A 13,558-nucleotide genomic window follows, 5' to 3' on the forward strand; every position below is an offset into this window, starting at 1 on the left:
CGGACTTACTGCCGTATTTATTGCCCTGTTACTCGGAATTGGTGCTTTTTTTGGTCCATTAATTAGCTCTGTATCAGGATTGTCTGCGATCACCGCTCCTTCGCTCATTATCGTTGGCTCATTGATGGTTGGCAGTGTTCGTCACATTAATTGGGAGTTACCCGATGAAGCTTTTCCTGCTTTCTTAGTTTTGTTGAGCATGCCGCTTACCTCCAGTATCGCTACTGGGATCTCACTAGGGTTTATTTCGTACCCACTGATGAAAATTCTAAGAGGTAACTGGCGTCAAGTTCATCCTTTGGTCTATCTATTTGGCGTTTTATTTGCTTTTCAGCTAATCGCTGTGCCTCACTAATAGATACAAAAAAGAAGCCGGGATATAAATCCTGGCTTCTTTTTTACTAAACAAGAACCTAACGTACATTCTAATTCTTATAACTAAGACCGCTCTAGTTTCCAAAGACTTGGTTGCCACTACATCTTTATTTTTGTACGCCCCACTCGTTTTGAAAAATTAATTCCTGCAAATTACGCCGTTTCTCCCATTGAAGAACTTCCAATAACGGACGGTCTGGGTACTCATTTGTATAACCTAGTGAAAGTAAGGCCACTGGTTCAATGTGTGGAGGTATTCCCAGGATTTCACGGACATCGGCTTTCTTATAAAAGCTAACCCATCCAAGTGCAATTCCTTCTGCACAGCTAGCCAACCACATATTTTGAATCGCACATGCTACTGACAAGACATCCGTTTCTGGAATTGAATTACGACCAAGGACGTGCGCACCTCCCCGCGTCGGATCATTTGTAATACAGATGGTCAGGGGAGCTTCTTGTAGCCCTTGAACTTTGATCCCCATAAAACGATCACTTCGATCTGTACCTTCATAATGAATAGCCAGTGCACGTCGTTCTTTGTCTGCAGCATAAGCTAGCTTATCTTTAATTTCTTGCTCTGTGACCATTATAAAATTCCATGGTTGCATAAAACCAACAGAAGGAGCATGATGCCCCGCTTCTAAAATTCGTTGAATAGCATCTTCAGGTAATGGTGTCTTCAAAAAACTTCGAATATCCCGTCTCCCTTCAATCGCTTTATACACGCCTTGTTTTTCTTGTTCAGTAAATTGAAGCATTTTGCTTATCTCCTTAGATGTTTTTTTGTTCAAGTTACTCATTTTCAGAAAAAAGTAGGAGTCGAACTTCACCAAGCATTTGGAGTATTTTTTCTCCTCTCTAATCGTACAAAAAATCTCCCACCAACAGTAGGAGATTTTTTGTGACAATTTTTATTTTCCGTAAGAACCCTTAGCAAAAGTACTAGGATCCCACCATTTATAACCAGCGGCAGGAGCTGACCATGGCTCTTTTTGTGGTTCAATCGTTTGGGAAGGAATTTCGTTTTCTGGACCAGTCGTAATGAGCGGGGTCATCGTATCCAGCTTTAAGCCTTGCACCTGTTGAAGATTTTCGTAATTCTCTTGTTTGGCTAACCAATTTATTAGGTTAATAAGTAGCACAGCGTCGTCTTGCTCTTTAAAACCATCATAGGTTTTCTTCTTTTGACCATTTTCATCACGTAGATACTTCGGTGTAGCATCTTCTACCGGAGAGGAGTCACCGATGAAAGCAGCTTTACCTTTTCCAAGCTTAGCGATGGCTACATACGGTCCTTCCTCCACTCCACCGCCTTTATATACACCTTTATCAACAGAATTTGCCCATTTCGCATTCGTTTTTGGCAGATAAACGATTCCTTTCGCTTTTGTCGGCTCAACAATAGCAAGTGTACTACCCGCGTGCATTGCTACGCTAGACACACCTTCTGTAATTCCTAAAGCTTGCGCAGGGCTCACAATGTTGTTTGCATTTATATCTCCAAGCGCATTGTAGCGAAACTTAATGCCAAAGTTATCAGCCAGCCAATCGGAGCTAGCTACCCCTTGCATTGCTTCAGAATTACGCTCTGCGTCACTCATTCCTTTAGCCGGATCAGTCCACGCTCCACGACGATATCCATTCATCACTTCTGAGGCATCCCACCGATTCTTGTTACGATCCGCATTATAGTGATCACCAATAAAGAAGATACTACCGCCATTTTTTACAAATTCAATCATTGCTGCTTGTTCGGATACTTTATAAGGAATGTTGGCCTCACCAATGACAAACACAGCATATTCTTTCAGATCGTCATATACAATCGGCGTTGATTTGCGTAATTCCTTCACATCATAGCCGGATTGAGCAATCGCATTAGCAAAGTCAGAGAAACCGCCATCAATAACCCAATCTGCCGCTCCTGCTGTTTGTCCATGTGTATTGTCAAATAACACCTTTTTGCCGAGAGGGGTACCCTTTGCAGAGATAAACGGAGCTGGATCTTGAGGACCTTCAGCCCATACTGAACTTGTGAACAAAGTGGAAGCTGCTAGTGTTAGAACAATAGCCCCCTTCCAAACCTTCTTAGCTAGAAAATAAGATGAACGAAACATCGTAATTCCTCCTTATCCTTATGGTACGAGCTGAATATGTGTATAGGTGGCGATTCCTTTTTTGCTAAAATACGCTTTATCATGTAGTATCCCAGTGATTTTTACTTTTTTACCAGCAGCATTTGCCACAGCATACGGTCCATTATGGTCTGCATTAGCAAATTTTACGATCAGCGCATTCGTAGTTTCGTCTCCTGGTTGATCAGCAAGATAAATACCATAACCAGCAAATTGCGCATTTGGCTCAACCGTTTGTACGTACGCCTCAAGTGTAATTGTCGTACCTTGTGGTAGAGCTAAGGCTTGAGCTACTGTCAGACCCGCTTCCTCCTCTGTCACCTGCAAGGTTAAACGAACCTTTTGGGTATACCCTTCGATTGTTCCCTCAAAGCTGAATGTTCCTAAGCTACTTGTATCTGCTACATTCGGATTCCAGCTCCCTACTGGTACTTGCTGTTTACTGCCATTGCTCATCGAGGCCAATACGGTCGTAGGTAAGGTGTAATTCGCTCCTTTTCGCACGGAAGCAGTAATATCGTCAACACTGATGATGCTTGGTGCTCCTGTTGATTCTGTTACCAATACATAGACTGCTTCACTCTCATACTGAGTTGCTGAATTGCTGGCAATGATTTCGAGTACAGTTCCCACTGGCTGCGCTGGAATTTTCACATTGAAAGCTCCTAGCTGGTCTACCTTGCCAGTGCCTACTACTATCGTTCCTGTACGAATTGTTACGTCTGTTCCCGGTTTAGCTGTGCCAGTTATTTGCGTGTCTGCTGCGGTAATCGGATGAACAACAGGTACATCCCCTAAAGGAGTTACTCTAATAGAAAATACTTTCTGTAATTGGGCAGACCCTAACTTAATAGTAGCGATTAGCACCACGTCTGTGGCCTTAGAAACAGCAGCTCTGTTCACATGTCCGTTTTCAATCTGCACGATGGTTGAATGGGCGTTGTCCTGCAAACTCCATTGGATCGAAACATTGTTTGCACCCATCTTTGGTAAAGAAACGCTTGTAGCCGTACCATCATAGGTTACGTTCAGACTTGCTTTCACTGTCTCTACTGCTTCCTCGTCCGTGATTGTTTGAGCAGGTACGGTAAGTAAGAACATTTTCGTATCACTGCTGGTCCCTTTTTTGAGGGTAGCTGTTAAGGTCACTTTTGCATCTGGCGAACCCTTTGTTGGGCGAGTTACTTTTCCTTGCTCCGAAATAATAGCTGGTTGATCAGATACCCAGGTAATTGCCGATCCATAAGCACCATTTGTAGGCAAAATCACATCAGTACGAACTGTGTCACTCTCATCTCCTACGAATAGAGAAGCTTTATCTGCGGCAACTCGATCTACATCAGTAAGTCCACTGCGTAAAATAACAATATCTTTTACAGATCGTGGGTATACCTGAGCGGTGCTTTTAAAGATAGAAGCAATTCCAGTTACATCCACCACGTCTTTTTCACGTAATTCAGGCAAGCTGACGCCGTACTTCCCTAAAAAAACTTCGATTGAACCAGTCGAGGTCGTCACTACAAGCTTACTAGGGGAAACCTGTGAAACGGTTGCTTCTGCCAAGCGAATCAGCATTCCTTGCTTGTCTACTAGTTGGTTTGCTTCTACAGAAATAGCTTGAGGTTCAGTGGCCGTACCTGTGATGGAGAATTCAGCTTGCATAATTTCTACTTCTCCGTTGTACGTATCCTTCAAGCCTTTTGAAATGGTAATCATATCTCCTGGTTTCACTGAAGTTTGTGTTGCAGGTTGGAATACCAGAATACCTGCTTTGTCATCTTGTATATAAAAACTGTTTCGACTGTCTGAAACCGTGCTTACCACACCTGTAGCTGTCACGATCGGGGTTTTGTCTGGTAATTGACGAATGGTTGACAAGCTATTTTTTTCTTCAGTAGGTGCCGAAGTATAACCAGCTTGTTCTGCTTCTTGCGTACTAGTAAAGAACAGACGATTTTCTACAGCAACCTTCTGAAAATCGAAAGGCTGTACATAGGTTTTTGTACTAGCATCTCCAACAGGACGGCTTAGTGTCTTTTTCTGTTCACGAGCACGGAATTCAAACGGTAATTCAGTCAACGGGTCTTGTGCATTCCAAATACCAATTCCTGCTTGTTTTGCTTCCTTGACGGCTTTAGAGTACTGCTTAAATGTCTCATCCTTGACTGGCCAGATGATATACATGCTGGCATATCCATCTCTCACCATTTCCAAATTAACGTTGCGACCATCTGCAAGAATTATTTCTGCTAAAAGACGACCGTATGCATCAATGGGCGTGGATGCTGGTTTAATCGTAATCGAGTCCCCTGGAGCTATTAATTTTTTTAAATGGTGTTTAGCTCGTTCGCCATGAGCTTTTTGGTTTTTATCTTTACTGCTATCGTCTGTACCGTTGTAAACCTTGGTATAGTCAAAATTAGGATCTTTCATATGGTAGGTTTCCGCCGTATCCATATTTACAAATCGAACCGTATCTATCCCAAGAACCGGCTGAGACAAGTGAATCGTATCGCCATCCACCACATCCTTCACAATAGAAGGAAAAGCTTCTCCTGGCTGAGGAGCTGGCGGTTGATCCTGTAATACGCTCAAATCCGTTTGTTTACGTGGAAGTATTTGATGCAGATCATTATATTGAGCTAAAACACCCTCCACTTGATACCACTTACCTGCCGTGAGCTGTGCTACGTCTACGCTCTCTTTCATAACACGAACTGTAATCCCTTGGAAATTCTCATCAATCATACGTAAGTTATAGCCCCCACCAGATTCACTGCTTGGAACAGATAGTAAATATACTTGTGAGGAGATCAGCATTCCTTCGTATTTTTCCGCTAGAGCTGCTTCATTAAGTTGGGCTACTGTCAAGGATTTTGCTTCAGGCACATGATTCCTTGTGCTTATCACCACGATATCCGCTGATGTTTCTGGGGTGATTTCTGTCAAATTTTTATAAACAACAATTTTACCTGTTACTTGAACCAAATCTCCTTCTTTTAAATCTGGATAACTGGCCCATTTACTTGCAAACAAATTAATGCCTGCTGTCTCGTCCTGTATATACGTGGACAGCTTTCCACCGCCAATCGAAGCGTTATCCGCTGTTACGATACCTTGGAGAGTTACAACTTCATTTACTCGTTGTTTCAAGTCTGCGATCGAAGCAATACTAGCTACCAACGACTCCGATACAACTTCTTCTGTTAACCGATTACCAGCTACATTTTGAATCGTATTGGCTTGAAGACGAATCTTATTATCGCTTCCTCGCAGACCTTGAGCCAATGTAACGATTAGTTTTTGCCCATCAAAGGAAACATGATCCCCTTCTTTAAGAGGAGCGAAGTCACTTCCGTCTCTTGCTATTTGAATAGCCCCACGTAACTCGTTCTCGGAAACAGCCGAGGTAATTTCTTCATCAAAACGTAAGGTAATTCGTTTATTATGTTCATCTAGTTTCGCATCCAAGTACGTAGGTACTTTTGTGTTTTTGGAATCTTTGAAATTTATGGAAAATTCTGGAGAAACCAAATGAGCAAGAGCACCAAATACCATATCATGCTTCACAATCACGTACACATGATCAACGCTGTCTTTTACCTCATGTTTCACTGCTTTTCCTGAGAAGGTGATTCTAAGCTGATCGTCTCCTTCCAGCTTAGCTGTATAGCTGAGTCCCTCCGGTAAATCTTTTACTTGTACGCTTGATTTAAAGAACAGAGGCAGGAACTTGGCATGATGAAGCTCTACTAGAAGTGAGTCGGCAATACCTCCATCATTAGCATCTGATTCATGTATGCTACTAGTAGACAAGGTGATGGATGGACCAGGCTTCTTTACTACGACTGGAAACAGTGCAATTCGATGATCTACCTCCGCTTGGATAATGGCTAGTCCAATTGCTTTTGCTGTAACAACACCTTCTTCATTCACAGTAGCAACTCGCCTGTCTGAAGAACTCCAATTCACTGCTTTTCCTTCAATCTCTCTTCCTCTACTATCAATTGCAACCGCTTTCAAAGTTAGACTTCCATCTAAAGCAGAATCGATCTCTAGGATATTATCGTCTGCTAGGTTGTTTATCTTCACAGCAAACACTTTGCTAGAGGTAGCCTGTACAAGAAATGGTCTTGCTGTTTTGTTCGAGCCGTACGCCTCAACACGCACAGTCACCCGTTTATCCAGCTCCCCGCCTTTTATTGATTCAAAATGGACACGGGCAGTTTTGCTGGATTCATCCCAAACGAAGTCAGTCGCTTCTAATGAAGACCAGCCTTCAAAGATGTTCTCTTTGACTGAAAGCTGAAAATTCCCTGGTTCCGGCGTATCTTCTGGGATATCAGATAGCGTGATTGTCATCTCCCCATTGACAGCAGATACATCCCTCACCTTCACCTTCTTTTGTTTTACATGTTCCATCACTTCTTGGGGTGCTATTTCTTCTTGGGATGTTACTACTCCTTGAGGTGCGACTTCTTCTTGCACTTCCGATGTGTCTGCCGCTTGTACAGCAACAGGTAGGCTAAATGAACATACCATACAGAGAACCATGAAAACATTCAACCATTTCAAATGCCTTTTTCGCTGTGACAATTCATTCACTCCTTTTGGATCAATTTTTTGAAAAATAACGATAATGAGATCTGCCAGTATATTCCCTATTTCAGAAAAATAGGAAAAAATATTCTGGTATTTTCACTATATGGTAGAGTTTCACTTTTTACATGATCATTTGGTAGGATTTTTTCAAAAAATGAAACTTTTACGATCATTCTCACTGTTAGTATAAAATGGTAATGTGAATTTTAGACAAAGCTAGCATTAGGAAATTGTAAAAATTTTCTAAATTTAAATTCATGAGCTCCGAACTTGTATCAGGTAAACGGACTGAGCATAGACCGTTTTAATGAACTCATGCGGTGTTACTCTCGACTTTTTTAGTTGTATTACTTTCACCATGGTGGTTTACTTGGCAAAGGTATTACATGTTTAAGCTTTTCAAAAGCAGGCAAATTCTTGAAAAAGATGGATGCTTACGGGGAAAACACGAAACGTTTCCCGGGAAAGGATATTTACATCATGAAAATTAATGTTTATTACGACTACTTGGAAAATCGTTTAGCTCCTCTCTGGTATGTCATTACTTTTCGGGAAACAGAACTTGATTGGAACAAAGAGCGAGCTTATATACCGATTACAGCCCCTTTTCAAAGAAAAGAAGCAGAAGACTTCGATCCAGATTTATTAGGACTTACTGTCACATTAGGAGATTTGCTGGTTCATCCTGAAAAGCCAGGAAAGTTTGGGATTAATCTCAGAGCCTTGAAAGAACAGGCTGAAAGGCATGGGGTGGATCATCAAGAAATTAGACAGTTTGTACTTCAGGTCGGGGATATAGAGGAAGTGTTGCAAATGAGACTGATAAGTGATAAAAATACAGGCGCCACTCGTTAAGAGCCGCGCCTGTCTGTTGCTTATTTATTTGTTTTACGAATCCATTCCAATACACTATCTCGCAAGTTGTTGGAATATTTTTTACCTGGTTTTTTAGCGTCAAATCCATTTAAATACTTAATGGCTTCATCAATGTATTTATTGGCATCCTTTTCATAGTCACGCATGTCTTCTAAATCGTCCTCATCAGAGCTTTCCAGCCAATCCTCAAAAGTGCGTACTGATTTTTGCTTATATTTTACTGCATCATTTAGCAATTCAATGACATCATCCATTCTCCGTCTATCACTTTTGCTTAATTTGTCTGCCATTTCATCAGACAAAGCTTCCATTCGATCACGCATAATTTCGATCGGAACTGTTGCATACGTGTATGTCTGTTTTAGCATACCCACATTTGGAGTAACATTTTGATTTAATTTACTGTAGATCGCTTTATTTAACGTATCCGTTGTCTTTTTCATCTGGGTTGCTAGCGAGGCAATGTTCTGTAAATCTTGGAGCATCATGCCTGAATGGTAATTCTTAGATTCATACGGAATGCTTTGCATTAAGGTGTTTAATACATCTTTATTCCCCATCACGCGTTGTGCTTCTTGCGTAAGAGTCGTGGAACCTCCCGAACCTCCAAAGAACAAATGTGTTACAAAAGAGGCATCGTCCTGAGAATAAGCTAGTTTGCGCAGGTTCTGCAATGGCTCGACTGGAACATATACCTTGCCCTCTATTACAATACCACGTTCGTTAATTGGTGAACGATCTACCGTCAGAGCAACCTTTTGGTAGTTTCCCTCTTGCCCATATGGACTCACTAATTGCGTAGCTGCAAAAACGGTTGTGCCACCAAGTGCAAGTAATGCGGTAGATAAGGCGATTAATTTCATTCCTTTCATACAATGTCCTCCCTGTGATTAGCAGAAAACCTTCCTTATAACCTAAATGGCCAGGAAGGTTTTCGCTATGTTTCATCTAGCTCCTACTTAACTTCTGTAACAGCAGGAATCAGTTTTTGCATCGCCATGACACGAGCCATTAAAATCGCTGCATCACCGCGAAGCATGTTAGCTTTTGGCTCAAATACATAGCCTTTTTTCGTATCATTCGGATCTACTGGAGAACCAATGATCAGTTTTTTCTTGGCGATTTCCACTACAGCTGGAGCTGCATATGCGTCAACCAATGGCGCATCCTTGAACAATTTTGTTAAGTTTGCTTTTGTTTTTGCTGCGTTGGTTTCCGTTTTCAATTTCAGCGCACGCGCTAAAATAACAGCAACCTCTTCACGTGTAATCTTACTATTCGGTTCGAAAATCTTCGGTTCTTTACCGCGAACGATTCCCAAACGTGCTGCTGTTTCAATGTGACGGTAGTCGTACTTTTGAGTACCATTGTAATCAAACGGCACATCCACAAACGACTGTGTTGGCGGGTTATCTACTAATGGAAGCTGCAAGGCACGTACGACCATTGCCGCAAATTCACCGCGTGTCGTATCTGTATCTGGCTTAAATTCCACTTCGTTATCCGCTTTAACAACACCTTTAGCAAACATTGCTTCTACTTGGTTGCGAGCATATTGATGAGTCACAACATCTACAAAGGAATCGTTTAGTTTGGCTACTACATAATAACCAAACTTATCAAATGGAACAGAGATGGTTTTCTTGCTCACATTCACCTTACCACCAAGATTTTCCCAGAAGAACTTATTCGGGTCATATCTCATTACAGTTAGATGATTAGATGCATCCGAGACAACATTCGGATCGTATGCAAGCTCTAGCGTACCGCGTTTGTTTGGTACAAGCACGCGATTTACAGGAACATCGTTAAAGTTATACAGCTTCAAGCTGTCAGTTAACGCACGTGGCATGATTGGCAACATACCATATGGGTACGGATCGTAGTCTTCCTTTGTACCTGGATCATCAGCTAAACCTGCATCCATCCAGAATACATTCGATGCTTTTATAAAATGTGAATCAAAGGAATGTTCGAAATCACGACCCAAGTCCTCAATCACATCATCAAAGTTTTTTGGTCTCTCTTGCAAATAATCAAAACGGTCTACAACGCCATCTTCTTTGTTAGCAATTCCGTATAGGATGTTATGGCCTTTGAAAACTTGACCTCTCAAATTCTCTGGTACGTTATAATCGTAGCGAACTAGATACGTATCTTTCGGGAACGTCAGGTTTAACTGCTTCTCAAAAATATTTGTTTTCGCAGTCATTGGTGCCATATGTTGTGAGCCTGGAATCGTACTTAATGCATAGAATACCTCAAACGAGTCATTTACGACATCGCCACTTGCACTCTTCACCGTAAAGCTAATTTTGTTGGCCTTGTTAGGCTTTAGATCAGTAATGATCGCTCTAAAGGCATTCGGGTAATCAATTTTTCCGTCCATATCGCTGTCATAGTCCACTTTTGTCGCAACATTATTTTTGCCAAATGTAATACTATCCGCTCCTGGTGCATCAATTACTACTTCAACAAAGTTTTGATTCAAGGTTGCTTGACGTGGCAGGATAGGTCGAACAATGTCATACATTAAGCCTGGCGCACGAACTTCCAAGCGAGCAGTTGATTTGGAAGTACCATTTACCCCGTTATTGTAAACAGTAAAGGTATAAACTAGTTTTGTGCCATCCTTAGGTAATTCAATATTTGATAGAATGAACGTAAAGTATTTTTTGTCCTTCAAATACTTAACTTCCAAATTGTCGACTTCTTTGCTTCCCCAAGTGTCTTTTCCATCAATTAATAATTTGTTCTTCCCTAAAATCCATTTTTTGTCATACTTATCATCAGAAGACTTGATTTCAAGTACATATTTTGGTTCATTACCACCATCGATATCTTTCTCCATATCATTAAGTCTGGCTTCGATACCGGCAGTCGTATCTGGCAGATCAATAAAATCAAAGGTACCAAAGATATTCATTTTCTTTTCTTTGGTTGTATACACTCCGTCTTTTCCAGTAAAGCGATTGTCTTTAGAAGGCTTCTCTGTTGCATAAGGATAAATCCCTTCTGTACCGCCTTTTGGAATTTCAGGATAGTTATTGGATAACAGTGTAATTTTGTACGTTTTTTCGTACAGGACATTGCCTTTTTTGTACTTGAAGACCAAGGTATTTTGACCCTCAATAAAGCTAACCTTTGTACCAGATTTCATTTTAAAGTGATAGTTGTCACCTTTTGGTTCTAAAGGAATATCGCTGTTATTCAAAGTCAGCTTGATCGTACCGTTTGTATAGCTAGCTGCATCAAGCTCCACATTACTAACAGTACCCTCAAATTCTTTCATACTAGAAACCAGCTTGTCTTCGTAACCAGTAATCGTTGGATCATAATCAAAAACCTGACCATCTTTGATCTTGGCGAATTCTTGAACAGGTCCAGAAGCTGATGTCACTTGAATGGAATAGCTATCATTACCAGTTGTGCCTTCAACCTCAATCTCTAACGTTTGTGTCCCATTAACTGGCAATTCTCTAATTGTGAACCAGAGACGCTCACCGCGAATTGTTCCCGTAGCGGGACTAACAGTAACTGGAACTTTACCACCGCCTTGTCCAATCGCATGAACGGTGATTTTATTAACAGCACCTAGATTTTTAGTTAATAGAGCAATTGAGAATGGCAATTTATTGATGGTAGTATTCGCATCAAATTTATTACCTTCGTCATTTCCGGTCGGTATTTTGTCCGATTGGATATACTCTGCACCTGTAATTTGGAACTTGCTATCATCCTTGATGGTATAGCCAAAATCGCTGTTTGTATCGTATACGCTAGAAGCCTCTTTATTTGACTGCACTGGATTAAATCCATCCATCGCCACTGTATAGCGTTTGCCAATCTCAAATGGGAATACTGCTGGTGCTCCTGGCTTTGGTGCTAATGGATCATCAGGTGGATTTCCTGCAAGTAACTGATTACCTTTAAAGCTATAGCGGTAATGATGATACTCAGCCCCGTCCGCCTGTTTAGTTAATTCTGCATGTTTAAACGTGATGTTCGCTAATGCCGTACCAGATAGGCTACCTTCAAAGAAGCGAACCTTCATAATTTCTACTGTACTCGCAGCCGGAGTAAAGCTACTGTCCACAGGTATCATCAAATCACCTGTGAAGGTAAAGTCAGCAGGCTGTGGTGTACCTTTAGACAAGATCATTGGAAAATCTTTTAAATCATATTCATTTACTTTACTTGTTGAATCGGGTACGGATACCTTTGTATCAAAAAAAGTAGCCGATCCATCAAAATAAATGACTTCTCGTTTTGATTCAATAACCTGATCTTTATTGGTCAATTTGAATGTAAGGACGTTCTTTCCTTTTTTTAATTTCAACTGACTGATAATAAAGTAGTTATCTGCTGATTCATTTACAAATGCTGAACGTGAGTCTCCGTCGCTTTCCACGATTACCTTTGTAACGTTAGGAGCATTCCCCTCAATTGTAAAAATGTCGTTACTAGTTGTAAAACGCTTTGTTACAACCGTTGCATTTTGTTCGTTCAAAGGTAGTTTTTGTGAACCCGATTTGAACTGTAGGTTATACAAAAGTGGCGTATCAATATAGGTCACTTTAATCGAAGAAGTTATCTCGGAAGCACCATTCTTCCCACGAAACGTAATTGTATTTTCACCTGGGAACAATTCAATGTTTGCAACACGAATCCGTCTACCGTCATCTGAAACGATAACTCCCGTCGTCTTTTGTGGACCCTCTGTTCCGTTTTTCGGTGTTACCGTGTAACTAACGCCAATGGGAGAAACCTGATTTAATGTTCCCTCAAGAGATAGATACTTGTAATTAACGATCTCAGGGAGATTTTCAAATATAAAGTTATTCCCGCTACTAGCCGCACCTACGCCATTCGGATAAAACGGAATCACGGTCAGCATCATGACTAACGCTAACAGTGCGTGCAATATCCTTCTGGTCATTCGTTCCCCTCCTCTATTTTTGCTGTGTGTTTCTCCTCAAAGAAAAACATACCCATTTCTTTATATCGGTAAGAACGTTGTAAATATTAAGGTTTTTAGCTTTATTTTTCAGCAAAAGAAAAACTTTTATCTTCCAAATTTATTCCAATCCTAACATCCAAACAAGGAAAACAATCCTTCACAGTCTAAAGACATACCGTATCAAAATGGAAGCTTTCATCCTAAAATATAGTAAGCCTCAAACCTATTTCAATCCTGTGTCCCCTCCAGGTGTATATCTTACGTTTATGACAAGAAAACATAACAATATGTAACTGATTGTTGACATAATGTAAAGGATTATTTACATTAAACATAAGATTTGAAACAGAAATGATTTTCTGAATGTTAGAAAACAGAGTACGGGAGCACCGGGCTCGTCTGAAATGGTCTCAGCAGGATTTGGCTACTGCCATAGGCCTGACACGTCAAACGATTGGTCTGATCGAAAAAGGTGACTACGCTCCTTCAGTAGTAATGGCTCTAAAAATGGAACATGTCTTTCAGGTGTCAGTAGAAGATCTATTTCAATTCTGTATCGATATTCGCGGTAATTCAAACAACATTCAACATTAGATGATCACCCAGA

8 protein-coding genes (1 of these 8 cut by a window edge) are annotated in these 13,558 nt (G+C 40.9%); 3 read left to right on the top strand and 5 right to left on the bottom strand.

Features of this window, described 5'->3' with window-relative positions; translation table 11 throughout:
- Positions 1-355: the 3' portion of an NCS2 family permease gene (locus ACQV1I_RS18615; RefSeq protein WP_094700915.1), read on the top strand. Its footprint begins 947 nt before the window's first position; the window shows 355 of its 1,302 coding nt (coding positions 948-1,302); the start codon falls outside the window, past its left edge; its stop codon occupies positions 353-355.
- Positions 356-482: 127 nt separating this feature from the next.
- Here the strand turns inward: ACQV1I_RS18615 and bluB are convergent, their stop codons facing one another.
- The 3 genes from bluB to ACQV1I_RS18630 all read right to left on the bottom strand — a co-directional run bounded on the left by bluB (position 483) and on the right by ACQV1I_RS18630 (position 7,109).
- A complete protein-coding gene (gene bluB, locus ACQV1I_RS18620; RefSeq protein WP_018673576.1) occupies positions 483-1,136 on the bottom strand; it encodes a 5,6-dimethylbenzimidazole synthase in 654 nt (217 codons plus the stop codon).
- Between the two features lie 153 nt (positions 1,137-1,289).
- On the bottom strand, positions 1,290-2,495 hold the full coding sequence (locus ACQV1I_RS18625; RefSeq protein WP_116334818.1) for a DNA-binding protein: 1,206 nt from the start codon (positions 2,493-2,495) through the stop codon (positions 1,290-1,292).
- Between the two features lie 18 nt (positions 2,496-2,513).
- Positions 2,514-7,109 carry an immunoglobulin-like domain-containing protein gene (locus ACQV1I_RS18630; RefSeq protein WP_116334819.1) on the bottom strand — a complete coding sequence of 1,532 codons (4,596 nt, stop codon included), beginning with the start codon at positions 7,107-7,109 and terminating at the stop codon, positions 2,514-2,516.
- Positions 7,110-7,541: 432 nt separating this feature from the next.
- Here ACQV1I_RS18630 and ACQV1I_RS18635 point away from each other — a divergent pair, with 432 nt between their 5' ends.
- On the top strand, positions 7,542-7,970 hold the full coding sequence (locus ACQV1I_RS18635) for a hypothetical protein (protein ID WP_094700920.1): 429 nt from the start codon (positions 7,542-7,544) through the stop codon (positions 7,968-7,970).
- A 20-nt stretch (positions 7,971-7,990) separates the two neighbouring features.
- Here the strand turns inward: ACQV1I_RS18635 and ACQV1I_RS18640 are convergent, their stop codons facing one another.
- Positions 7,991-8,863, bottom strand: coding sequence for a hypothetical protein (locus tag ACQV1I_RS18640; RefSeq protein WP_094700912.1), 873 nt, complete (start codon positions 8,861-8,863; stop codon positions 7,991-7,993).
- An 83-nt stretch (positions 8,864-8,946) separates the two neighbouring features.
- Complete coding sequence (locus tag ACQV1I_RS18645; protein ID WP_116334820.1) at positions 8,947-12,930, bottom strand: S-layer homology domain-containing protein; 3,984 nt, start codon at positions 12,928-12,930, stop codon at positions 8,947-8,949.
- Between the two features lie 384 nt (positions 12,931-13,314).
- Here ACQV1I_RS18645 and ACQV1I_RS18650 point away from each other — a divergent pair, with 384 nt between their 5' ends.
- Positions 13,315-13,545 (top strand): helix-turn-helix transcriptional regulator, encoded by a 231-nt coding sequence (locus tag ACQV1I_RS18650; RefSeq protein ID WP_116334821.1) that lies wholly within the window; start codon positions 13,315-13,317, stop codon positions 13,543-13,545.
- Positions 13,546-13,558: the final 13 nt, after the last annotated feature.

The organism is Brevibacillus sp. JB24b (assembly GCF_051713385.1).
Lineage (GTDB): Bacteria > Bacillota > Bacilli > Brevibacillales > Brevibacillaceae > Brevibacillus_B > Brevibacillus_B laterosporus.

Excerpts from the sequence above, each read along its gene's own strand:
- bluB (WP_018673576.1), bottom strand. The coding sequence starts at position 1,136 with ATGCTTCAATTTACTGAACAAGAAAAACAAGGCGTGTATAAAGCGATT.
- ACQV1I_RS18625 (WP_116334818.1), bottom strand. The coding sequence starts at position 2,495 with ATGTTTCGTTCATCTTATTTTCTAGCTAAGAAGGTTTGGAAGGGGGCT.
- ACQV1I_RS18635 (WP_094700920.1), top strand. The coding sequence starts at position 7,542 with ATGGATGCTTACGGGGAAAACACGAAACGTTTCCCGGGAAAGGATATT.
- ACQV1I_RS18640 (WP_094700912.1), bottom strand. The coding sequence starts at position 8,863 with ATGAAAGGAATGAAATTAATCGCCTTATCTACCGCATTACTTGCACTT.
- ACQV1I_RS18645 (WP_116334820.1), bottom strand. The coding sequence starts at position 12,930 with ATGACCAGAAGGATATTGCACGCACTGTTAGCGTTAGTCATGATGCTG.
- ACQV1I_RS18650 (WP_116334821.1), top strand. The coding sequence starts at position 13,315 with ATGTTAGAAAACAGAGTACGGGAGCACCGGGCTCGTCTGAAATGGTCT.